Origin of the sequence: Bacillus cereus group sp. BfR-BA-01383, assembly GCF_022663495.1 — a bacterium.
Taxonomy (GTDB): domain Bacteria; phylum Bacillota; class Bacilli; order Bacillales; family Bacillaceae_G; genus Bacillus_A; species Bacillus_A cereus_AU.
Genome location: NZ_JAKUFP010000010.1, coordinates 67,874 through 92,411 on the forward strand (window position 1 = coordinate 67,874; position 24,538 = coordinate 92,411).

Here is a 24,538-nt window from a genome sequence, read left to right on the forward strand (position 1 = left end):
AAAAGATGAAAGTTGTACTATATACAAAAAAAGATTGTGGTCTTTGTGAAAAGGCGAAACAAGTTTTAAAAGAAGTACAATGTGAATATTCTTTTCAAATTGAGGAAATAGATATATATGAAGATAATGACCTTTTAGAAAAATATCACTTAATGATTCCGGTTGTAGAAATAGGCGGAAAACAGGTGGAATATGGGAACATTCACAAAGGTTTCATAATAAACTATATAAACAATGCAGTTAAGAGTTGAATAAGTTTCTATCTCCTGTTACAATAATACACGTAGCAGGGATTATTTTTTTAACCTATGTGGGACACAAAATGTCACTACGGGACATAAAATGACCACAAAGAAAATTGAACCAATGTAGTGAGGAGAAAAGATATGCGCTCATGGATTCAGAACACAAAAAAATTATTACCTGATCTGCTACCTGTTATGCAAACGAGAATGCAAGTACTTCAGTACATTAGGCTTATGCAGCCGATTGGAAGAAGAAACTTATCAGCAAGTCTCGGTATGACAGAACGAGTATTGCGAAGTGAAGTTCAAGTTTTGAAAGAACAAAACTTAGTTCACGTCGCTTCTTCTGGAATGACTTTGACAGAAGAAGGAACAACTTTAGTTCTTGCTTTGGAAGACTTTATGAAAGAAATTTCCGGGTTAAAGGTTTTAGAGAAACAACTTAAGGAAACATTAGACTTGGATGAAGTTTTCGTTGTCCCTGGTGATAGTGATGAATCACCTTGGGTCAAACTGGAGATGGGCCGTGCTTGTGTGACTTGTATAAAAGACCGTTTGACAGCGAATAATATCGTTGCTGTGGCTGGAGGAACTACGCTAGCTGCTGTTGCGGACATGATGCAGCTTGATTGCAAAGATTTACATATGCTATTTGTCCCAGCTCGTGGTGGAATTGGAGAAGGTGTTGAATTAGAAGCCAATACCATTTGTGCCAAGATGGCGCAAAATACGATGAGTAATTATCGCTTATTGTATGTTCCGGACCATGTTAGTAGCGAAGCATATGCGTCTATTGTGACAGAGCCTTCCGTGAAAGAAGTTCTTGAGTTGATTCGATCTTCCAATATCGTCATTCATGGAATAGGTGATGCGTTAACAATGGCACGTCGCAGAAATACTTCAGAAGCAGATTGGTTAAAGATTCAGGCAGGCGAAGCAGTTGGCGAAGCTTTCGGTTACTACTTTAATGAACAAGGCAATGTTGTTCATAAAGTAAGAACAGTTGGTATGCAACTAGAAGATTTACAAAATGTATCTCACGTTGTTGCAGTCGCTGGAGGTTCTTCAAAGGCAAAGGCAATACAGGCTGTAATTAAGCAAGGGCACACTTCAATTCTAATTACAGATGAAGGTGCAGCAAAACAATTAACAAAGGGTATTACCCTTTAATATAATCCCCCAAGGAGGAAATTCAAATGACTAAAATTGGTATTAATGGATTTGGACGTATCGGACGTAACGTATTCCGCGCAGCTCTTAACAACTCTGAGGTAGAAGTAGTAGCAATCAACGACTTAACAGATGCTAAAACATTAGCTCACCTTTTAAAATATGACACAGTTCACGGAACTTTAAATGCAGAAGTATCTGCTAACGAAAACAGCATCGTTGTTAACGGTAAAGAAATTAAAGTTATCGCTGAGCGTGACCCAGCTCAATTACCATGGAGCGACTACGGAGTAGAAGTAGTAGTAGAATCTACTGGCCGTTTCACTAAAAAATCAGACGCTGAAAAACATTTAGGTGGATCAGTTAAGAAAGTTATCATCTCAGCTCCAGCTTCTGACGAAGATATCACTGTAGTTATGGGTGTTAACCACGAACAATACGATGCAGCTAACCACAACGTAGTATCTAACGCTTCTTGTACTACAAACTGTCTAGCTCCATTCGCTAAAGTATTAAACGAAAAATTCGGCGTAAAACGCGGAATGATGACAACAATTCACTCTTACACTAACGACCAACAAATCTTAGACTTACCACACAAAGATTTACGTCGTGCTCGTGCAGCAGCTGAAAACATGATTCCAACATCTACTGGTGCTGCTAAAGCTGTAGCATTAGTATTACCAGAACTTAAAGGAAAATTAAACGGTGGCGCTGTACGTGTTCCAACTGCTAACGTTTCTCTTGTTGACTTAGTTGTTGAACTTGACAAAGAAGTAACAGTTGAAGATGTAAACGCAGCATTCAAAGCAGCAGCTGAAGGCGAATTAAAAGGTATCCTTGGATACAGTGAAGAGCCATTAGTATCTATCGACTATAACGGATGCACAGCTTCTTCTACAATCGATGCATTATCTACAATGGTAATGGAAGGTAACATGGTTAAAGTACTTTCTTGGTACGATAACGAAACTGGTTACTCTAACCGCGTAGTAGACTTAGCAGCATACATGACTTCTAAAGGTCTTTAATTCTTAATAATATAAGTAATCAATGACAAAACGAGGGAGAGGGTTTGTTCCCTCTCTCTCTTCTTTAATTTTAGAAGCAAATGTGTTAAGCTTTTGAATGGGTTTTGTCAATCCTAACTAGTAGTCGGAGGGAAATCCAATGAACAAAAAATCAATTCGTGATGTAGATTTAAAAGGTAAGCGTGTATTTTGCCGCGTTGATTTCAACGTACCTATGAAAGAAGGCAAAATTACAGATGAAACTCGTATCCGTGCAGCTCTTCCTACAATTCAATATTTAGTAGAGCAAGGTGCGAAAGTTATTTTAGCAAGCCACTTAGGTCGTCCAAAAGGTCAAGCAGTAGAAGAATTACGTCTTACTCCAGTAGCAGCACGTTTAGGCGAGCTTCTTGGTAAAGATGTTAAGAAAGCGGACGAAGCATTCGGACCAGTTGCACAAGAAATGGTTGCAGCAATGAACGAAGGCGACGTATTAGTTCTTGAAAACGTACGTTTCTATGCGGGCGAAGAAAAGAACGATGCAGAACTTGCGAAAGAATTTGCAGCTCTTGCTGACATCTTCGTAAACGATGCATTCGGTACAGCTCACCGTGCTCACGCTTCTACAGCAGGAATCGCAGACTACCTACCAGCAGTATCTGGTTTACTAATGGAAAAAGAGTTAGATGTATTAGGTAAAGCACTTTCTAACCCAGAACGTCCATTCACAGCTATCATCGGTGGTGCGAAAGTAAAAGATAAAATCGGTGTAATTCGTCATCTATTGGACAAAGTAGATAACTTAATCATCGGTGGCGGACTTGCTTACACATTCGTTAAAGCTTTAGGTCATGAAATTGGTCAATCTCTATGTGAAGACGACAAGATTGAACTAGCTAAAGAATTTATGCAACTTGCAAAAGAAAAAGGCGTAAACTTCTATATGCCAGTTGATGTTGTAATCACTGAGGAATTCTCTGAAACTGCAACGACTCAAATCGTTGGTATCGACTCTATTCCTTCTACATGGGAAGGCGTGGACATCGGTCCTAAAACACGTGAAATTTATGCAGATGTAATTAAAAACTCTAAGCTTGTTGTATGGAATGGACCAATGGGTGTATTCGAAATGACTCCATTCGCAGAAGGTACAAAAGCAGTAGGACAAGCATTAGCAGATGCAGAAGATACATACTCTGTTATCGGCGGTGGTGACTCTGCAGCAGCTGTTGAAAAATTCGGTATGGCTGATAAAATGAGCCACATTTCTACTGGCGGCGGTGCGTCATTAGAATTCATGGAAGGTAAAGAACTTCCAGGTGTAGTTTGTCTTAACGACAAATAAGTAGCAGCCAAAGAAAAAGGACGGTGCAAAGCATGCGTAAACCAATTATCGCAGGTAACTGGAAAATGAATAAAACTCTATCTGAAGCAGTTAGCTTCGTAGAGGAAGTTAAAGGTCAAATCCCAGCAGCTTCAGCTGTTGATGCAGTAGTTTGCTCTCCAGCTCTATTCTTAGAGCGTCTTGTAGCAGCAACTGAAGGAACTGACTTACAAGTAGGTGCACAAAACATGCACTTCGAAAAAAATGGTGCATTCACTGGCGAAATTAGCCCAGTAGCACTTAGCGACTTAAAAGTAGGCTACGTAGTACTTGGCCACTCTGAGCGTCGTGAAATGTTTGCTGAAACAGATGAGTCAGTAAACAAAAAGACTCTTGCAGCATTTGAACATGGTTTAACACCAATCGTATGTTGTGGTGAGACTTTAGAAGAGCGCGAAAGCGGAAAAACATTTGATCTAGTAGCAGGTCAAGTGACAAAAGCACTTGCAGGTTTAACAGAAGAGCAAGTTAAAGCAACTGTTATCGCTTATGAGCCAATCTGGGCTATCGGTACAGGTAAATCTTCTTCTTCTGCAGATGCAAACGAAGTATGTGCGCATATCCGTAAAGTTGTTGCAGAAGCTGTTTCTCCAGAAGCTGCAGAAGCTGTTCGTATTCAATACGGCGGTAGCGTAAAACCAGAAAACATTAAAGAGTATATGGCACAATCTGACATCGACGGCGCTTTAGTTGGCGGTGCTAGCTTAGAGCCTGCTTCGTTCTTAGGTCTTCTGGGGGCGGTAAAATGAGAAAGCCGACAGCTTTAATCATTCTTGATGGTTTCGGACTACGCGAAGAAACTTACGGGAATGCTGTAGCACAAGCTAAGAAACCTAATTTTGATGGTTACTGGAACAAATTCCCTCACACAACGCTTACAGCTTGTGGTGAGGCAGTAGGTCTTCCAGAAGGTCAAATGGGTAACTCTGAGGTTGGTCACTTAAACATCGGTGCTGGCCGCGTAGTATATCAAAGCTTAACACGCGTAAACGTTGCAATTCGTGAAGGTGAGTTCGACAAGAACGAAACGTTCCAAAATGCAATTAAAAGCGTAAAAGAAAAAGGTACTGCTCTTCATTTATTCGGTTTACTTTCTGACGGTGGTGTGCACAGTCACATGAACCATATGTTTGCTCTTCTTCGCTTAGCAGCAAAAGCAGGCGTGGAGAAAGTTTATATCCATGCATTCTTAGATGGCCGCGATGTTGGACCACAAACAGCAAAAGGTTATATCGATGCAACAAATGAAGTAATTAAAGAAACAGGAGTAGGACAATTCGCGACTATCTCTGGTCGTTATTACTCCATGGACCGTGACAAGCGTTGGGATCGCGTAGAAAAATGTTACCGTGCTATGGTGAATGGTGAAGGCCCTACTTATAAATCAGCAGAAGAGTGTGTAGAAGACTCTTATGCAAATGGTATCTACGATGAATTCGTATTGCCGTCTGTAATTGTTAACGAAGATGACACGCCAGTTGCAACAATCAATAATGATGATGCAGTTATCTTCTATAACTTCCGCCCAGACCGTGCAATTCAAATTGCTCGTGTATTTACAAACGAAGACTTCCGTGAGTTCGATCGTGGTGAAAAAGTACCTCACATTCCTGAATTCGTTTGTATGACACATTTCAGTGAAACTGTAGATGGTTATGTGGCATTCAAGCCAATGAACCTTGATAACACTTTAGGTGAAGTTGTTGCGCAAGCGGGATTAAAGCAACTTCGCATCGCGGAAACTGAAAAGTATCCGCACGTTACATTCTTCTTTAGCGGTGGTCGTGAGGCTGAATTCCCAGGAGAAGAGCGCATTTTAATTAACTCACCGAAGGTTGCAACGTATGATTTGAAACCTGAAATGAGCATTTACGAAGTAACGGACGCTTTAGTAAATGAAATCGAAAATGATAAACATGATGTTATCATTCTTAACTTTGCGAACTGTGATATGGTTGGCCATTCTGGGATGATGGAACCAACAATTAAAGCAGTAGAAGCAACTGACGAATGTTTAGGAAAAGTTGTAGAAGCGATTCTTGCAAAAGATGGTGTAGCACTTATTACTGCTGACCATGGTAATGCTGATCAGGAGTTAACTGCTGATGGTGGACCAATGACAGCTCATACAACTAACCCGGTTCCTTTCATCGTTACAAAAAATGATATAGAGCTTCGTGAAGGTGGTATTTTGGGAGATATCGCTCCAACAATGCTTACACTTTTAAATGTGGAACAACCGAAAGAAATGACAGGTAAAACAATTATTAAATAATTTGCTTATATAAAAAGGAGAGAATTTATTATGTCAACAATTATTGATGTTTATGCTCGCGAAGTCCTTGACTCTCGTGGTAATCCAACTGTAGAAGTAGAAGTTTACACAGAAAGCGGCGCTTTCGGACGCGCTATCGTACCAAGTGGTGCATCTACTGGTGAGCACGAAGCAGTAGAATTACGTGACGGTGACAAATCTCGTTACCTTGGTAAAGGTGTTATGAACGCAGTAAACAACGTTAACGAAGCAATCGCTCCAGAAATCGTTGGTTTCGACGTAACTGACCAAGCTGGTATCGACCGTGCTATGATCGAATTAGATGGCACTCCAAACAAAGGTAAACTAGGCGCTAACGCTATCCTTGGTGTATCTATGGCAGTAGCTCACGCAGCAGCTGACTTCGTAGGTCTTCCATTATACCGTTACCTTGGTGGATTCAACGCAAAACAATTACCAACTCCAATGATGAACATCATCAACGGTGGTTCTCACGCTGATAACAACGTAGACTTCCAAGAGTTCATGATCTTACCAGTTGGTGCTCCAACATTCAAAGAATCAATCCGTATGGGTGCTGAAGTATTCCATGCACTTAAAGCTGTATTACATGACAAAGGTCTTAACACTGCAGTAGGTGATGAAGGTGGATTCGCTCCAAACCTTGGTTCTAACCGTGAAGCTCTAGAAGTAATCATCGAAGCTATCGAAAAAGCTGGTTACAAAGCTGGCGAGAACGTATTCTTAGGAATGGACGTTGCTTCTTCTGAGTTCTACAACAAAGAAACTGGTAAATATGACCTTGCAGGCGAAGGCCGTACTGGCTTAACTTCTGCAGAAATGGTTGATTTCTATGAAGAGCTTTGCAAAGACTTCCCAATCATCTCTATCGAAGATGGTTTAGACGAAAACGACTGGGATGGTCACAAATTATTAACTGAGCGTATCGGTGATAAAGTACAATTAGTTGGTGACGACTTATTCGTAACTAACACTCAAAAACTTGCTGAAGGTATCGAAAAAGGTATCTCTAACTCAATCTTAATTAAAGTTAACCAAATCGGTACTTTAACTGAGACTTTCGAAGCTATCGAAATGGCTAAACGTGCTGGTTACACAGCAGTTGTATCTCACCGTTCTGGTGAAACTGAAGATGCTACAATCGCTGACATCGCAGTTGCAACTAACGCTGGCCAAATCAAAACTGGTTCTATGAGCCGTACTGACCGTATTGCTAAGTACAACCAATTATTACGCATCGAAGACGAACTAGGCGAAATCGCTGTTTACGATGGTTTAAAATCTTTCTACAACATCAAACGATAATTGTAGAAAATAACGACAGACCGTGAGAAATCACGGTCTGTTTTTTTTGCTAAAATCTTTCACCTGTCATAAGCGACATAAAATGTTTAAAGAAACGGTTATAATCAAAATCAATTGCGATTTGATGACTCGGCAAATCAATAAATGGCTTTGGCTGCACTAAAGAGCGAAATTCTCCTATACTTGCTCCCTGTGCATAAGATTCTGTCATGACAACAATCGGTGACTGGTGATAAGTGAACATAGAGTTATCAAATAAAGCGAGTATTGGTATTGTGTCATGAAATGGGCTTCCCTTTAAATGCGGCAAGGTACCTTTATAATATCCGTAGTAATAGTGATCGAAACGGGGTTTGACGAGGGGGGCTTTGCCTTTTGCTTCAATGTATTCAGCCATGTCAGGTGTAACGATGGAATACTGCGTTACATTTAACGGGTATATGTACATGTTAGATGCGGATTGTAATACAATGTTAGCCGCGATTGGATCGCCATAAAAATTTGCTTCCGATATTGGAGTGACATTACCTGGATGTAAAAAGGAACCGCCCATTACGTAATAAGACTGGATTTGCTGCATTAAGTTTTTACATAAAATAAATAAAATAGCTAGGGAAGTGAGGCGCCCTAAACTAACAATGACTAGTTCGTCTTTATATTGTTCAATAAGAGGAATAACTTCAAAGAAATTCTCCATTTCTCCGTGTTGTAACTTTTCATTTGGGATGATTGGTCCTAATCCTTCTTTACCGTGAACATCGGTAAAAAAAGCGGGCGGACTTCCATTGAGAGGACATTCTGAACCACCAAATATTTTCATATCTCCATTTCTTGATTTTTGTTTAAGAAAATGAGCATTTTGTACGGCCATTTCTTTTGGAACATTGCCGTAATCAGCGACAATCCCAACGATTTCAATTTCATCGATAAAGAATGCGAGTAGGAGGGCTATCGTATCGTCGATTCCAGGATCACAAAAAATGAGAACTTTTTTAGACATATGTTCACCACCTATTCTTATATGTATGTGTGCTAGAGGGAAGGCAGAATATAAACTGAGTAAAGGGATTTATTTTATTAAAATAGTAACATTTAAAATTCAGAAAATATAAACTTTACATAATAGGTCAATGTTTTTGACATAAAATTCATTCGGAAACGCAGTCATATCAAGGGTGTAAGCGCATAATGTGATGCATTTTTGCTGTCAAGTTGATAAATTGCAGCTTTTTACAATTTATACTATGATAAAGATATTAATAGAAGATCGTATAAATATGAGGGATGATGAACATGAAATTTACAAAGATTCTTGTCCAAATTGCAGCTCTTTATGTGCTTTATATGGTTGGAAATTGGGTGCAAGAGATGGTGAATCTTCCGATTCCAGGAAGTTTGATTGGGATGTTTCTCTTACTTGTTTTACTTAGCCTAAAAGTACTTCCAGTGAAATGGTTTGATTTAGGAGCAGAAACGCTCGTTGCTATTATGCCGTTTTTATTAATTCCGCCAACGCTCGGCCTAATGAATTACGGTGCTTTTTTGATGAGTAAAGGAATTTCCCTATTCATTACAATTATAGCGAGTACATTTTTAATTATTGTTGCCGCAGGACATACAGGACAATATCTTGCGAATAGAAAGGAAAAAGAGACACAATGAGCCAAATATTAATCGGAATTGGTTGGGTTCTTTTTACGGTGCTATTATATCAATTATCTAAAAAAATCTATAAATTATTTCCAACACCATTTACTATTCCAATGCTTGTAGCGACAGGATTAATGGCTTTCTTATTTATAGTACTTGATATACCTTATCAAAATTATATGGAAAGCGGTGGTGGTTGGATTGCGGAATTACTTGGACCAGGTGTTGTAGCATTCGCAATCCCGCTCTATAAACAACGCCACGTTCTGCAAAAATACGTTGTACCAATTGCTGGCGGTGTAATTGTTGGAACGACAGTTGCGATTGCAAGTGATATGGCTATCGCAACACTTATGGGAACCGATAAAAGCTTAATTTTATCTTCTTTACCAAAGTCAGTGACAATGCCAGTTGCGATGAGTGTATCAGAACAAGTGGGTGGTGTCCCGTCCTTAACAGCGGCTTTCGTCGTTATCGCAGGGATCACTGGAACGATTACAGGACCAATTTTGTTAAAATGGAGCCGCGTTACAAACTCGGTTGGTAAAGGGATTGGATTTGGATGCGCTTCTCACATTATGGGCGTTATGAGAGCGATGAAAAATAATGAGCATGAAGGTGTTATTGGATCGGTAACAATGACATTAACAGCAATTTTGACATGTGTGCTCGGACCATTATTTGCAATGATGTTTATGTAATAGAAGAAAAGCGAGAGCGCCCCTATAGCTCTCGCTTTTCTATAGGATTTGTGCTACAGTTAAAATAACTGAATCTTTGTAGGAGGTACGCCAAGTGCATACGTTATTATCCGTTTTACTTATTATTGTATCGATTTTAATAATTGTTATGGTACTTATGCAGTCTAGTAATAGCTCAGGCCTTTCAGGTGCAATTTCAGGCGGTGCAGAGCAATTATTTGGTAAGCAAAAAGCACGTGGAATTGAAGCGGTATTAAACCGTATTACAGTTGTTTTAGCTGTATTGTTCTTTACACTAACAATCGCTGTTACGTACTTAAATTTATAAAATTAAAAGAAGGAGCGTTAGCGGATTATGCTAATGGTTCTTCTTTTTTTAATTTGTTATTCGAAAAAAGTTTCTAATTAGATTATAGAATTATAAATATGGTACACTAAGAATAGAAAGAATACGACTAGATTACAGAAGAGAAAGAGGAGAAGTACATGATGAAATTAGCATCTCCAAAACCATTTACATTTGAAGGTGGAGACCGCGCTGTTTTATTATTACATGGATTCACAGGGAACTCAGCTGACGTACGCATGCTTGGACGTTTTTTAGAGAAGAAAGGCTATACTTGTCATGCGCCAATTTATAAAGGACACGGTGTACCACCAGAGCAGCTTGTTCATACAGGTCCTGAAGACTGGTGGAAAGATGTAATGAATGCCTACCAGCATTTAAAAGATCAAGGTTACGAGAAAATAGCTGCAGTTGGATTATCATTAGGTGGAGTATTTTCATTAAAACTTGCTTATACATTACCGATTTTAGGTGTTGTACCAATGTGTGCACCAATGTACATTAAAAGTGAAGAAATTATGTACCAAGGTATATTGGCATATGCCCGCGAATATAAAAAGCGTGAACAAAAATCACCAGAGCGAATTGAGCAGGAAATGTTCGAATTTAAACAGACACCGATGAATACATTAAAAGCATTACAAGAGTTGATTCGTGACGTACGCAATAATGTTGATATGATTTATGCTCCAACATTCGTTGTACAAGCACGCCATGATGAGATGATCAATACAGATAGTGCTAACATTATTTATAACGGTGTAGAATCTACGTTAAAAGACATTAAATGGTATGAAGACTCTACGCATGTCATTACACTTGATAAAGAACGTGATGTGCTACATGAGGATGTATATAACTTCTTGGAGCAACTAGATTGGTAAGGTCTAGTTGCCTCTTTTTTTCATAAGGGAATTTTTTGCCCGGATTGGTGCGGGCTAATAATTGGTGGGAATAAAAAAACACTGATTAAAATTTCATTTTATGAAAACTGTAAAAAAATCATTGGGAGATGATTGAAGTTTCACTTTATACATCCCCCATCTTTCGGATACACTAAATAATATAAGGGTTTAAAGGAGGTATTTTTGCTTGGAAGAAATCATACAAGAACATATTGATAAGTTGTTATTATTTATGAGAGAAGAAGCGTATAAACCGTTAACGATACAAGAATTAGAAGCTGCATTTGGAATCAAGGGCTCTGAGGGCTTTAAAGATTTCGTAAAGGCACTTGTAATGATGGAGGAAAAGGGGCTTGTTATTCGCACACGTAGTAACCGCTACGGTCTTCCAGAAAAAATGAACTTAGTGCGCGGGAAACTAATTGGGCACGCACGTGGTTTTGCGTTCGTTGTTCCAGAAGAGAAGAAAACCGGAGATGATGATCTTTTCATCCCGCCCACAGAATTAAATGGCGCACTTCATGGTGATACAGTATTAGCGCGTGTTAGCTCACAATCAAGTGGATCACGCCAAGAAGGCGCGATTGTTCGTATTTTAGAGCGTGGAACGAAGGAACTAGTTGGTACATATACAGAGTCGAAGAACTTTGGGTTTGTTATCCCTGATAATAAACGCTGGACAAGTGATATTTTCATCTTGAAAAGTGCATCTATGGGCGCCGTAGAAGGCCATAAAGTAGTTGTGAAAATTACGAGCTATCCAGAGAACCGTTTAAGTGCGGAAGGTGAAGTTATTCAAATTCTTGGTCATAAAAATGATCCGGGAGTAGATATTTTATCTGTTATTCATAAACATCATTTACCTTTAGCGTTCCCTGAAGAAGTGATGGAGCATGCAAACAGTGTACCAGAAACGATTTCAGAAGAAGATTTAAAAGATCGCCGTGATTTACGTGACCAAATGATTGTTACAATTGACGGCGCAGACGCGAAAGATTTAGATGACGCTGTTACAGTGACGAAGCTTGAGAACGGTAATTACAAGCTGGGTGTTCATATTGCGGATGTAAGTCATTACGTTCAAGAAGGTTCTCCGATTGATGTTGAAGCAGCGGAAAGAGCGACGAGTGTATATCTTGTTGACCGTGTAATTCCGATGATTCCGCATCGTCTATCTAACGGTATTTGCTCATTAAATCCGAAAGTAGACCGTCTGACACTATCTTGTGAAATGGAAATCAACAATTTAGGTGATGTTGTAAAGCACGAGATTTTCCAAAGTGTTATTAAAACGACAGAGCGTATGACGTATGCTGACGTAAGAAGCATTTTAGAAGATGAGGATGAAGAGTTAATTAAGCGCTATGAGCCGCTAGTACCGATGTTTAAAGAGATGGGACAATTGGCACAGATTTTACGTGAAAAGCGTATGCGCCGCGGTGCAATTGACTTTGACTTTAAAGAAGCAAAAGTATTAGTAGATGAAGAAGGAAAACCGACTGATGTTGTCATGCGTGATCGTTCTGTATCAGAGAAGTTAATTGAAGAGTTTATGCTTGTTGCGAACGAAACAGTAGCGGAGCACTTCCACTGGATGAACGTACCATTCATGTACCGTGTCCATGAAGATCCGAAAGAAGATAAGCTTGAGCGTTTCTTCGAGTTTGTAACAAACTTCGGATATGCAGTAAAAGGACGTGCGAATGAAATACATCCTCGTGCGTTGCAGCAAATTCTTGAAATGGTTCAAGGTCAGCCTGAAGAAGTAGTCATTTCAACAGTTATGCTTCGTTCTATGAAGCAAGCACGTTACGATTCGGATAGCCTAGGACATTTCGGTTTATCAACTGAGTTCTACACGCATTTCACATCGCCAATTCGTCGTTACCCAGATACGATCGTTCATAGATTAATTCGTGAATATATCATTAATGGTAAAGTCGACAACGAAACGCAAGCGAAATGGCGTGAAAACTTACCTGAGATTGCAGAGCACTCTTCTAATATGGAGCGCCGTGCTGTTGAAGCAGAGCGTGAAACAGACGAACTGAAAAAAGCAGAATATATGCTTGATAAGATCGGTGAAGAGTATGACGGCATGATTAGCTCTGTAACAAACTTCGGTTTATTCGTAGAGCTTCCAAATACAATTGAAGGTCTTGTACACGTTAGCTACTTAACAGATGATTACTACCGTTATGACGAGCAGCATTTCGCAATGATCGGAGAACGTACAGGTAACGTATTCCGCATCGGTGACGAAATTACAATTCGCGTTATTAACGTAAACAAAGACGAGCGCGCAATCGACTTTGAAATCGTTGGCATGAAAGGTACACCTCGTCGTAAATTCAAAGATCGTCCAGTCGTTATCGAACAGCCAAGAACAGGCAGAAAGAAACGCGGTGGACGTAGCGAGCGTAGTAATGAGCGCGGTGGCGAACGCGGCACAGGAAGAAAGTTTGATCGTGGCAGCAAAGGTAAAGGAAAAGGATCAGCCTCAGCCTCAGCTTCCGCCTCCGCAAGTCAGCCAGGGAAAAAAGATGGTAATGGCAAGAAGAAAAAAGGATTCTTCGAAAATGTACCAGGATTCAAGAAGAAAAAGAAAAAGCGTAAGTAAGAAAAGAGTGGCTTCGCTTTGATGAAAAGCGGGGCCGTTTTTCTTTTTGTTGGAATCCAGCTACAGTGGCTAGAATCTATTGGCCATCTCGCTCCCTCGGACGAGGCAAAAAGCGCTTCTCTGTCGGAAGCTAGGGTGTCCAAAGATTCTGAGCGAGCCACTTTCGCTTTTTATTAACATTTGTTACAATAGTAAAAATAGAGGAGGGACGTTATATGCCAAAAGGTTCAGGTAAGGTTATTGCACAAAATAAAAAAGCATTTCATGATTATTTCATCGAAGAAACATACGAAGCAGGGCTGGTCCTTCAAGGAACGGAAATTAAGTCGATTCGCGCTGGACGCGTGAACTTGAAAGATGCGTTTGCACGTGTACATAATGGTGAAGTATGGGTTCATAATATGCATATTAGTACGTATGAACAGGGGAATCGTTTCAATCATGATCCACTTCGTACGAGAAAATTACTTCTTCATAAAAAAGAAATTGATAAGCTGGCGGGAGCTGCAAAAGAAACAGGATATTCATTAGTTCCACTTAGAATCTATTTAAAAAATGGATTTGCAAAAATGGCACTCGGTTTAGCTAAAGGTAAGAAACAATATGACAAGCGTCACGATTTAAAAGAGAAAGAAGCAAACCGTGAAATTGCACGCGCGTTCCGTGATCGTCAAAAGATGTAATACAAATATTTACATTTGTAAAACGGCGCGCGTATGATATAATAACTTATGTAAGGTTGTTGCACATTGAAAAACAGCTCTTAGTAGCTATCACGATATTTCTTCGTATGCTCCATTTCTATCATGGGGACGTTACGGATTCGACAGGGATAGTTCGAGCTTAGGTTGCGAGTCGAGGGGATCGGCCTCGTTAAAACGTCAAAGCCTATAATTGGCAAACAAAACAATCTTTCTTTAGCTGCTTAATTGCACTAAAGGTTCCTCCCTCCATCGTCCATGTGGTAGGGTAAGGGACTCAAACTAAGTGGACTACGCCGGAGTTCGCCGTCTGAGGGCGAAGGAAGAGAACAATCAGACTAGCAACTTGGAAGCCTGTCGATAGGCCGAAGAGTTCGCGAAATGCTAATATATCGACTACACTCGTAGAAGCTTAAGTGCCGATATTTTTGGACGTGGGTTCGACTCCCACCGTCTCCACCAATACATATTTGGTGGTTTTTTTATTTTTTGTGATTTGAACCATAACTTTGCCATTTTGGCAAGATTATGGTTCTTTTTGTTTGCGGCAAATTTATGGTTCTAAATTTAAACAATTTTTCACTTCAGTATACAGATACTATAAAATTAAGGATTTCTTAAGAAAAACAACAAAAAATAATAAGAAGATTATTTTATTATGAAAAAAAAACGAAATGAGGATTATTCATTGTGCAAAAAGAAAGAATTAGAATAATAGATGCTTTAAGAGGTTTTAGTTTATTGGGGATTTTATTAGCCAATGTTGTAATTTACAGTTATGGTCTCTTAGATACACCTAATGATCAAGTAAAAAAAATTATTAAGATTCTAACGGAAGGCAGTTTTATGCCGATCTTTACATTTCTATTTGGATATTCCCTTATAAAACTAGTGGAATCTTTAAAAAGAAGGAACAAGCACGTAAGATGGCATCTAACCAGAAGATTTGCAATGCTTATATTATTAGGTACTCTTCATGCTACTCTATGGCAAGGAGATGTTCTTCTCACGTATGGTATCATTGGCTTTTTACTGTTGTTTATAATTGAAAAGAAACCAAGAACTTTAATAATTATCGGAATATTTTTATTTTCACTATCAATACTTACTAATTCACAAACAATGCCACTATTCTTATTTGGCATGGCTGCTGCAAAAAAGAATGTATTTGTGTCTTTAGAACAAGAATATGTATGGTATAAAAGAGGACTTATTTTAATTCCAATCGCTTTGAGTATGAAATATATTAGTATTATGATTTTTGAAAATAAGTGGTCATTATTCGTATTAAATATTGGATCATTACTTTTAGCAATAGGTTATATTGCAGCTTTTTCTTTGATATTTATCCATTTCTCTAAAATGAAAATTTTTAAATGGTTTGAAAATGTCGGAAAAACTTCATTAACAAATTATATTATGCAAACTGTTATTTTTGTATGCGGATATCATATTGGGCTATTCAAAAATTTAGATTCAATCAGTTTGATTTTTGTTGCGTTAATAATCTATTCTATCCAATGTTTTATTAGTTCATTATATTTAAAGAAATATAAATATGGACCGTTGGAGAACTTACTCCGAAAATGGACTTATTTGTCGTGGAAAACAACATCTAAAGCTTCTTAATTAATAGAAGAAACCTTTAAATTGATGCTACGTTAAAAACAAAACATACATCTAAAACAAAAAGGTGAAATTCGGATAAAGAATTTCACCTTTTTATTTTGTAACCCTAAGGTGAGGTACTAATATTTTTGCACCAAAGGCGGACTTATGGCTAATAAATGTTTTCTGACAATGTTATCTTCAAATGATACAAGTTTGTTCTTATAAAGTGGAGTTTTATATTCTTTTAAGAAAAACTTAAGAATCCTCCTCGATATTTGTTAAGAAATAAAATTTATACTGAAATCTACTTCACACCATATCAAATGAACGAGGAGATAGAGATGCAATTTATTACATTTTTAAGTGAATTTATAAAACACCCAAAAAACACAGGGGCAATTGCACCAAGCTCTAATATATTAGCAAAAGCAATGGTAGATGCAATCGATTTTGAAGTGGCAAAATGTATTGTAGAATTAGGGCCAGGAACAGGATCTTTTACGAAAGAGATTATGAAGAGGAAAAAGAAAAAAACTACATTTATTCTAATTGAAATTAATGAAGTTTTTTTCAAAAAGTTACAGAAGCAATATCAAGATGATGCAAGTGTCGTAGTCATACATGGATCAGCTGAAAATATTCAAAGGTATGTGGAAGAGTTACAAATAAACGGTGTGGATTATGTATTATCAGGATTACCTTTCACTTCCTTGCCAAAAGGAGAATCATCAAGTATTTTAAGTAACGTGATGGAGTCGTTACGTGAGAATGGAAAGTTTATAACCTTTCAATATTCACTTATCAAAAAAGGATTTATTGAAGACTTTTTTCCAGATATCCAATTTAAAAAAGTTTGGTTTAACTTCCCACCAGCTTATGTCTTTAGCTGTAAAAAATCGGTGAGGGGGACATATGCATAATGGAATTACATGAATTATTATCTTATATTGAGCAGTATGGTTACACCGCTTTATTCTTCTGTTTATGGCTCGGAATTGTCGGTATGCCAATTCCAGATGAAATGATTGTTATGAGCGGTGGTTTTGTATCATCAGTGGGTATATTAAGTGTAATTCCAGCCTTTTTGTTAACCTATTTAGGAGTTGTCTCTGGACTTTCTTTAGGTTATATATTGGGCAAAGTATTTGGTACCAAGGTACTTGATAAATTAATAAAAAAGAAAAAGGCAAAGTACTTGTTACAATCAAAAAAGATGATTGGTAAATACGGACATTATGCACTAGTAACAAGTTACTTTATACCTGTCGTTAGACACATCATTCCTTACTTAGTAGGAATGAATAACATGTCATTTAGAATTTATGCTCTGTATTCATATACAACCGGTTTTGTTTGGACACTTGCTTATTTTCTACTGGGTTCCTTATTTGGAAAGCATATAGAAACAATTGTAGCAATTACGACAGAATATGGTATATATTTTGGTGGCATTGTCTTTATCATTGCTTTTATTTCGTACTTATATATACAGAAACGAAGCGCTGTGGTAAGTAAATAGAGAGAATCATAAGTTTTGGAAATTACATCGGAGGAGATTTTATGAGTAAAGAAACAATTATGATAGTGGATGATGAGAAGGAAATTCGAGAACTCATCGCTATCTATTTAAAAAATGAGGGCTATAGGGTCTTGCAAGCTGAAGATGGAGAAGAAGGATTAGAACTACTAAAGAAAAACGAGGTGCACTTAATTGTACTTGATATTATGATGCCCAAAATTGATGGTATCCACATGTGTATGAAGGTAAGAGAAATAGCAGAAATGCCTATTATTATGTTATCTGCAAAAACGCAAGATATGGATAAGATTTTAGGGCTAACAACGGGTGCAGATGACTATGTTACAAAGCCTTTTAATCCGTTAGAACTCATTGCTCGAATTAAGTCACAACTTAGAAGGTACATGAAAATGAACAGTGGAATAAGCGTACAAAATGAAAACGAAGTTGAAATTGGAGATATGAAAATAAATGTAGCGACACATAAAGTAACTGTTGCCGATGAAGAAGTAAAACTAACACCGAGGGAGTTTGCAATTTTAGAATTACTTGCTCGCAATCAAGGGATGGTAATGAGTGCAGAACAAATTTATGAAAGAGTGTGGAAAGAGGAGTCTTTTCAATCTGATAATACCGTGATGGTACATATTCGGAAAATACGTGAAAAAATTGAAGAAAATCCGAGAAAGCCTCGTTACGTTAAAACTGTTTGGGGAGTAGGATATAAAATTGAAAAAGATATTTAAATTATTTCATCCTTTGAATAATAAAATTAAAAGGATGTTTAAAAAATTACAATGTTATATTTTTAAAAGCATTAGAATACAACTCATTACAACCTTTTTTCTCTGTGCATTATTCGGCTTCGTTGTATCAAGGGCCGTAGCTCCACTTGCTGAAGGAGCAAATTCAACAGCTTACGTTGACTATAGTACTGGTATGGAGAATATTAACATTCAAGCAAAGCAGATTGCAGAAAAAGCAATAAGTGAAAATAAAATAAACAGCCTGCAAGAAATAATTAATAGTGAGGCTGCAGAGGAAACAAATGATTTAAAAGTATTGGTTACAGATGAAACTGGAAAGGTTTTATATAAAACGAAACAGGCACAAGAAGTAGAAATTAATTTGCATAATACAATTAGTAATGTAATGAATTTTGCAGTAAATCAAGTTGAATTTAATAAGGATGCTTCAAGTACAGATGAAATACGTAAAGAGTTCATCACCTTTTATCCAATTACGGTTGAGGGTAAAAATTTATATATGTTTGTAAGTGCGATTCCTAAAGGATCTATTACTTATGATATAAAAGAGGGAGTTTTCCCATCACTTATGGGGATTATTGTATTTATTTTTTCTTTCTTTTATATTACAAAGAAAAAAATGAAAGAGATTGAAGTGATGGTACAAGGCGTAAATGAAATTGCAAAAGGAAACTTAGCATATCGAATTGAAGAGAAGGGACAAGACGAGATGGCTTTGTTAACGAAAAATATTAATCAAATGGCTGAAGAACTTATGGTGAATATAGAAAAAGAGAGGGAAATTGAACGACAAAAAAATGAATTGATTACAAATGTCTCGCATGATTTACGCACACCGCTTACTTCTATCATGGGATATTTGCGTTTATTACAAGATGCAAAGTATGAAAACAGGGAACAATATGATGAGTATATAAAAATTGCTTTTTCAAAATCTGAACAACTCAAAAATTTAATAGAAGATTTATTTGAGTATACAAAATTAACGAATGAGAATATTGTGCTAGAAAAACAAGAGATATGTATCAATGAAATGCTAGATCAATTAATTGAAGAGTTGGTACCACAAGCTGAAGAACATGGTCTTTCAATTACGAAAGAGTTTCCAGAGGAACGAATATATGCTGTAGTTGATTCGGAGAAAATTGTTCGTGTATTTGATAACTTACTAATGAATGCAATTAAATATAGTAAAGATGAAGGAGAAATTAAAGTTTCTCTGCAGCGAGAAAAAGAAACCATTCAAATTTCTGTAAAAAATCCAAGTGAAGAATTTACAAAAAAAGAGCTAGAACACTTATTTGAACGCTTTTATAAAAAGGATCAGTCAAGAAGTAGAGTCTCGGAGGGATCTGGTCTTGGACTGGCGATTGCTAAAAGCATTGTTGATATGCAAGGTGGAGATATTCGAGCTGAATATGAAGATGGACTGGTACAATTTATTATTTCGCTACCTATTGCTGCAGAATAGTATCGTATTTCTGTTATTTTTTAAGATGGCCAAAACAAATTAAATATGTACTTGTATTGTAAAAAAGAACTCTTATAAAAAGGGTTCTTTTTTTGCAATGTGAAATTTTTTGTTAAGAAAAACTTAAGAAGCTACCTCACTTTTTGTTAAGAAACGCTCTTTATACTAAAAAATGTGTTAGAGAGCATATCCATTCTAAAAGAATAGATGATATCAAAATAAATCACATAAGAAAAGAAAGGTGGAAAAGAAATGAAAAAAGCATTGATTGCAGTTTCAGGATTAATTGTTGTAGGAGGTGGATTATTAACTTATGTAGGGGGAGATACAATAGATAGATTTAATCCACTAGTGAAAGAAAAGGATGTATACGTTTATACAGAAGGTGAAGCGAAACCTGATCCTGAACATGATGGTAAAAGGTATTATTATGCGTTAGACGGAGTTGATGAACTAGGAAATGCGAATACCATCAAAGTAGGGATGGCTGGTAAGGATGAGTATGTAAATTCTTATTTAAAAGTACATGTAAAAGGAAAATATGTTTACGAATTTGAGAAAGTACAGGAAGAAAAAGTTCCTGAAAAAGTAAAAGAAAAACTAAAAAAATAAAATAATAGCTGTTTCAAATGAAAAGAAAAGGTAGGAGAATACGATGAGCAACACAGTTGTAAACGTAAAAAATGTTCAAAAAGTGTACGGTAAAAAAGGTGAAAATCAGGCGCATGCTTTACGAGATGTATCGTTCTCGATTCAAGAGGGTGAATTTGTTGGAATCATGGGACCATCTGGTTCGGGAAAAACAACATTATTAAATGTAATTTCAACATTAGATGCGGCAACTGGAGGTATTGTTGAAATTGCTGGTATCGATATCACAAAAATGAAACAAGGGGAACTTTCAGATTTCCGTTCTCAAAAATTAGGTTTTATCTTTCAAGATTTTAACTTGCTTGAAAATCTATCAATTTATGAGAATATTGCGTTACCACTATCATTGCAAGGTGTTTCTTCTAAAAGGATTAGACCAAAGGTAGAAAAGGTAGCGGGAATGTTAGGGATCTCAGAAATTCTTCGAAAATATCCATCTGAGGTATCTGGTGGACAAAAACAACGTTCAGCAGCGGCTCGTGCACTTGTGCATGAACCAGCAATTATTTTAGGAGATGAGCCAACAGGAGCGCTTGATTCTAAAAACGCAAAAAGTTTATTAGATGCAATGAAAAACTTAAATGAAAAACAAGGTGTATCCATTATGATGGTCACGCACGATCCATATAGCGCAAGTTACTGTCAGCGTATTTTATTCATTCAAGACGGTGAGCTATATAAGGAAATTCAGCGTAGTGGTACGCGCGAATCGTTTTATAAAGAAATTTTAGATGTACTTGCAGACTTAGGTACACAAAAAGGATAAGAAAGGAGGTTTAGCATGTTATTTAAGCTTTCTATGTCAGGACTAAAGAGTAAAATGAAAGATTATATCGTTTTACTTATTGGTCTTGTTATGTCAATTTCAATTTTTTACATGTTTCAAACACTGGCTTTAAATGAAGCATTTGTTGAAGCGAATACTACTATTCGGTCAATTGGCCCTGTTTTCCAAGCTGGCTCAGTGCTATTAGCAATCATTACATTTTTCTATGTTCTATATGCAAATTCTTTTTTGATGTCTCTACGCCAAAAAGAATTTGGGATGTATATGATGTTAGGAGCAAAAAAGCATAAGGTCACAACGCTTATGTTTCTGGAAACAATCGTAATTGGAGCAGTATCCTTAGTAATTGGACTTACAGTAGGAATAGGGTTATCGCAAGGAGTAGGTAAACTCCTTATGAAGCAATTGGAGTTCACCGCAGATGGTTATCAAGCGTTTTATATACCATCGATGTTAGTTACTTGTATGTTTTTCTTGGTGATATTTATACTATCTGCCATTATGAATAGTATGAAATTATCACGAATTTCTGTTCTGCAACTTGTACATGCAGACGCTTCAGCAGAACGTACAATAAGCAATGGAAAGCGGACTTGGGTAATTTCATTTTTGGCTATTCTTTTATTAGTAATTGGCTATGCTTCCATGATTTATATGAATAAATTAAAAGAGCAGGGTCCTATGATTGCAATGTTAACAACTACAGCAGGAACATATATGTTATTTGCTTCTGTTCTTCCACTTATTATTAAAAAGTTAAAAAGCAATAAGAATTATAGTGAAAAAGGCCTTAATGCCTTTACGTTTGCCCAATTAAACTTCCGTATTAATAGTTTAACAAGGGTACTTGCTACAGTAGCAATGTTAGTAGCACTTGGTGCCGGAGCAATTTCAGGTGGAATGGCGTTCAAAAATAATGTAATGAAATCAACTGATAATCTTGAGATATACGATGCAGTCATTCATAATCCAACAACAGAAGAAAAGAACATTTTAGATGGTATTACATTTAAAGAAAAGAATGAATATCGCTATAAAGTAGATGAGAAATATATATATAATTTAAAAGAAGATTTAGAGAAAAACCGTCCACTTGTTCAGGTTGGAACAGAAAAAAAGGGTAAATATAAAGAAAAACGTGTTTCTGAAAATCTTCCTGTAGGAGCAATTTCAGGATACGATATAGAAAATAAGGAGAAGACAAGTATCATTCCAGATGAGTGGAATCAAGCCTTAAATCGCCTTCATCCAAGTTATTTAGGTTATAATGACAAAATACAAAAAATAGTAGATCAAAAAATGTACGATAAAATACAAGAAAAAGAAAACATAGTGTTAATTGGAAAAACGGGTGATTTTTTATCATATTTAGACAAGTGGAAAAAAATTGACGAATTACAGCTAGTTAAGTATAAAAATGTCAAAGTTGAGGACATCTTCAGTAAATACCAAATATATAATGGGATATACGCTAGTGCTAGCGGAACAGTATTTATGGGATTCTTCTTAGGTATTGCTTTCCTTGCGATGATGGCAAGTTTTTTAATGTTTAAGATACTTTCCGGTGCTTCAAAAGACATTGTACGCTATGAAATGCTACGTAAAATTGGTGTCCGTCATGAATTATTAACAAAGTCTATCTATAAAGAGCTATTCTTTGTATTCTTATTCCCAGCTATAGTAGGAATTGTACATGTTCTACTAGGTATGAATATATTTGGATTTATATTAATCGATCCATACTTCCGTATTTGGTTACCAATTATGATTTTTGTAGTTATTTATTCGATTTACTATTTCATAACAGTTCAATTATATAAAGGAATTGTTCTTCCGAAAGAACGATAGCAAAAAATACCGAGTATATCCTACTCGGTATTTTTGTGGTTGGAAGGTGGAATGATAACAGCTTTGTTTTTTATAACAAGAATTAAAGTCATGAACTTATTGAGGAATATATAGATATAAAATTTAAATTGTAGATTTCGTTCTGGAGGGGAGTTGTATTTTTTTACGAGGATGTATATCGTTTTAAGAGAGTTTATTTTCACAGGGAATAGGTTAAGATGGTAATAATATTCAGAATTTTTGTTTGAGGAGTAAATAGGGGATATGAAGTTTTTTAAGATTAATACTAATACTAGCATGTTATATCCTGTTTCACCGAAAGAAATTGGAACAGGAATGTGTGAAAGTTTAAGTAGCTATGTTATTCGTTTATCTGCAGAACATAATATTATAACAGGGGCATTAATTAATAAAATAATTGCTCCTATTTTAGATAATAGATACATATTAAATAGTAGCATTAATGGTGGAAATAGATTTTATGATGGAGCAAAAAGCTTAAATAGTTTTGATAAAAGCGCATCAGAATTTACTCGTATTTTAGGATTGTTGACAGGTAGAAATGATATAAAAGAGACAACACTGAGAGAAATTAAAGATTTGATTGCATCAAGGGACTTATTAAAAAATAACTTAGCTTGGTGTCCAATATGTTTACACCAATGGCAAGAAGATTCTTATTATCCATTGATTTGGTTCTTTAAAGATGTAAGAGTTTGTGTACAGCATAATTGTGAGTTGGAAAATATCTGTTCCTCTTGTAATAAAAACTTGCCAATACTACATAGGAAAATGTTGATTGGCTATTGTCCTTATTGTAGTAACTGGCTAGGAAAACGTGAGATAAAGAAAATAGAGAATGATAAGGAGTTATTTAAGACAAAAGAAATAAGTAATTTAGTAGCAAATCGGACATTTTTAATTCAAGAAAATGATAAGGAATCCATTTCTAATGCTCTTTTGCAGTTAATTAATGGTTACACGAATGGAAATTTAGCAGAATTTGCGAGGTTGATTAATATTCCAAAAGTAACACTATGGGATTGGGTTTATGGTGGGAGATTACCTTCACTAGGAAAAGTTTTGGATATCTGTTTTAATAGCAATGTTTCATTAACTCAGCTTTTAAATGGTGATTCTAAATTTAATCTTAAGTTTAACGGAAAGGTTGAACCAAAACGAGAGAAAAACTTAATAAGAAGAAAGATTAATAAAGAGGAGCTACAAAGGAAATTAGAGATATTTCTTTCGCAAAAGCCATCGATATCCCTATCAAAAGCTTCTAAAATACTAGGATATGACAGGAAGGTCTTAATGTCTAAATTTCCAGAGATATGCCATCTGATTGTAAACCGGCATAAAGAATATTGTATTCAACAACAACATAATAGAAATGTTGAATTGTTGCGAGATATTGATAAGGCGATTAACTATCTTCAAGAAAATGAAGTCTATCCTAGTCGAAGAGAAGTTGAAAAGTTTTTAAATAAACCGGGCCTTCTACATGAAAGGCGAATACGTGAAGAGTGGTTAAAGAAGATATTAGAATGA

The 24,538-nt window shown here is 36.5% G+C and carries 23 protein-coding genes and 1 other RNA gene; 23 read left to right on the forward strand and 1 reads right to left on the reverse strand.

Annotated elements, in window-relative coordinates; translation table 11 throughout:
* Positions 1-5 precede the first annotated feature (5 nt).
* The 7 genes from MR065_RS12275 (at position 6) to eno (ending at position 7,410) form a co-directional block, all read left to right on the forward strand.
* Positions 6-251 carry a glutaredoxin family protein gene (locus MR065_RS12275; protein ID WP_242213836.1) on the forward strand — a complete coding sequence of 82 codons (246 nt, stop codon included), beginning with the start codon at positions 6-8 and terminating at the stop codon, positions 249-251.
* 135 nt (positions 252-386) lie between these two features.
* Complete coding sequence (gene cggR / locus MR065_RS12280) at positions 387-1,415, forward strand: gapA transcriptional regulator CggR (protein ID WP_098268285.1); 1,029 nt, start codon at positions 387-389, stop codon at positions 1,413-1,415.
* 26 nt (positions 1,416-1,441) lie between these two features.
* A complete protein-coding gene (gene gap, locus MR065_RS12285; RefSeq protein WP_000161234.1) occupies positions 1,442-2,446 on the forward strand; it encodes a type I glyceraldehyde-3-phosphate dehydrogenase in 1,005 nt (334 codons plus the stop codon).
* Positions 2,447-2,585: 139 nt separating this feature from the next.
* Positions 2,586-3,770 (forward strand): phosphoglycerate kinase, encoded by a 1,185-nt coding sequence (locus MR065_RS12290; protein ID WP_242213837.1) that lies wholly within the window; start codon positions 2,586-2,588, stop codon positions 3,768-3,770.
* A gap of 32 nt (positions 3,771-3,802) precedes the next feature.
* Positions 3,803-4,558 (forward strand): triose-phosphate isomerase, encoded by a 756-nt coding sequence (tpiA, locus tag MR065_RS12295; protein ID WP_001231042.1) that lies wholly within the window; start codon positions 3,803-3,805, stop codon positions 4,556-4,558.
* Positions 4,555-6,084, forward strand: a complete 1,530-nt coding sequence (gene gpmI, locus MR065_RS12300; RefSeq protein WP_242213838.1) for a 2,3-bisphosphoglycerate-independent phosphoglycerate mutase — start codon at positions 4,555-4,557, stop codon at positions 6,082-6,084. Before tpiA ends, gpmI begins: the two co-directional genes overlap by 4 nt.
* 30 nt (positions 6,085-6,114) lie before the next feature.
* Positions 6,115-7,410: a phosphopyruvate hydratase gene (gene eno, locus MR065_RS12305; RefSeq protein WP_002124088.1), complete on the forward strand. Its 1,296-nt coding sequence runs from the start codon at positions 6,115-6,117 to the stop codon at positions 7,408-7,410.
* Between the two features lie 49 nt (positions 7,411-7,459).
* Here the strand turns inward: eno and MR065_RS12310 are convergent, their stop codons facing one another.
* The gene (locus MR065_RS12310; protein ID WP_242213839.1) at positions 7,460-8,410 is read right to left on the reverse strand and encodes a nucleoside hydrolase; all 951 of its coding nucleotides are present in this window, start codon (positions 8,408-8,410) and stop codon (positions 7,460-7,462) included.
* A gap of 284 nt (positions 8,411-8,694) precedes the next feature.
* Between MR065_RS12310 and MR065_RS12315 the strand changes: the two genes are divergently transcribed.
* The 16 genes from MR065_RS12315 to MR065_RS12390 all read left to right on the forward strand — a co-directional run bounded on the left by MR065_RS12315 (position 8,695) and on the right by MR065_RS12390 (position 24,538).
* Positions 8,695-9,072: a CidA/LrgA family holin-like protein gene (locus MR065_RS12315; protein WP_242213840.1), complete on the forward strand. Its 378-nt coding sequence runs from the start codon at positions 8,695-8,697 to the stop codon at positions 9,070-9,072.
* Positions 9,069-9,761 (forward strand): LrgB family protein, encoded by a 693-nt coding sequence (locus MR065_RS12320; RefSeq protein ID WP_097904174.1) that lies wholly within the window; start codon positions 9,069-9,071, stop codon positions 9,759-9,761. The genes MR065_RS12315 and MR065_RS12320 overlap by 4 nt, the downstream gene beginning before the upstream one ends.
* A 94-nt stretch (positions 9,762-9,855) precedes the next feature.
* Positions 9,856-10,089, forward strand: a complete 234-nt coding sequence (gene secG / locus MR065_RS12325; protein WP_088232038.1) for a preprotein translocase subunit SecG — start codon at positions 9,856-9,858, stop codon at positions 10,087-10,089.
* A gap of 161 nt (positions 10,090-10,250) precedes the next feature.
* Positions 10,251-10,991, forward strand: a complete 741-nt coding sequence (locus MR065_RS12330; protein WP_170933777.1) for an alpha/beta hydrolase — start codon at positions 10,251-10,253, stop codon at positions 10,989-10,991.
* Positions 10,992-11,199: 208 nt separating this feature from the next.
* Positions 11,200-13,632, forward strand: a complete 2,433-nt coding sequence (rnr, locus tag MR065_RS12335; protein WP_242213841.1) for a ribonuclease R — start codon at positions 11,200-11,202, stop codon at positions 13,630-13,632.
* 215 nt (positions 13,633-13,847) lie between these two features.
* Positions 13,848-14,315, forward strand: coding sequence for an SsrA-binding protein (gene smpB / locus MR065_RS12340; RefSeq protein ID WP_097904176.1), 468 nt, complete (start codon positions 13,848-13,850; stop codon positions 14,313-14,315).
* 125 nt (positions 14,316-14,440) lie between these two features.
* Positions 14,441-14,795: a transfer-messenger RNA gene (gene ssrA, locus MR065_RS12345) on the forward strand.
* A 228-nt stretch (positions 14,796-15,023) separates the two neighbouring features.
* Complete coding sequence (locus tag MR065_RS12350; RefSeq protein ID WP_242213842.1) at positions 15,024-15,962, forward strand: DUF418 domain-containing protein; 939 nt, start codon at positions 15,024-15,026, stop codon at positions 15,960-15,962.
* Between the two features lie 323 nt (positions 15,963-16,285).
* Positions 16,286-16,864 (forward strand): class I SAM-dependent methyltransferase, encoded by a 579-nt coding sequence (locus MR065_RS12355; RefSeq protein WP_242213843.1) that lies wholly within the window; start codon positions 16,286-16,288, stop codon positions 16,862-16,864.
* Positions 16,864-17,463 (forward strand): DedA family protein, encoded by a 600-nt coding sequence (locus MR065_RS12360; RefSeq protein WP_242213844.1) that lies wholly within the window; start codon positions 16,864-16,866, stop codon positions 17,461-17,463. The genes MR065_RS12355 and MR065_RS12360 overlap by 1 nt, the downstream gene beginning before the upstream one ends.
* Positions 17,464-17,504: 41 nt before the next feature.
* Positions 17,505-18,209, forward strand: a complete 705-nt coding sequence (locus MR065_RS12365; protein ID WP_242213845.1) for a response regulator transcription factor — start codon at positions 17,505-17,507, stop codon at positions 18,207-18,209.
* A complete protein-coding gene (locus MR065_RS12370) occupies positions 18,193-19,701 on the forward strand; it encodes a sensor histidine kinase (protein WP_242213846.1) in 1,509 nt (502 codons plus the stop codon). Before MR065_RS12365 ends, MR065_RS12370 begins: the two co-directional genes overlap by 17 nt.
* 252 nt (positions 19,702-19,953) lie before the next feature.
* Positions 19,954-20,313 carry a YxeA family protein gene (locus tag MR065_RS12375; RefSeq protein WP_242213847.1) on the forward strand — a complete coding sequence of 120 codons (360 nt, stop codon included), beginning with the start codon at positions 19,954-19,956 and terminating at the stop codon, positions 20,311-20,313.
* A gap of 43 nt (positions 20,314-20,356) precedes the next feature.
* Entirely contained in the window at positions 20,357-21,118 is a 762-nt protein-coding gene (locus MR065_RS12380) for an ABC transporter ATP-binding protein (protein ID WP_242213848.1), read from the forward strand.
* A 15-nt stretch (positions 21,119-21,133) separates the two neighbouring features.
* Entirely contained in the window at positions 21,134-22,987 is a 1,854-nt protein-coding gene (locus MR065_RS12385; protein ID WP_242213849.1) for an FtsX-like permease family protein, read from the forward strand.
* A gap of 264 nt (positions 22,988-23,251) precedes the next feature.
* Complete coding sequence (locus MR065_RS12390) at positions 23,252-24,538, forward strand: TniQ family protein (protein WP_242213850.1); 1,287 nt, start codon at positions 23,252-23,254, stop codon at positions 24,536-24,538.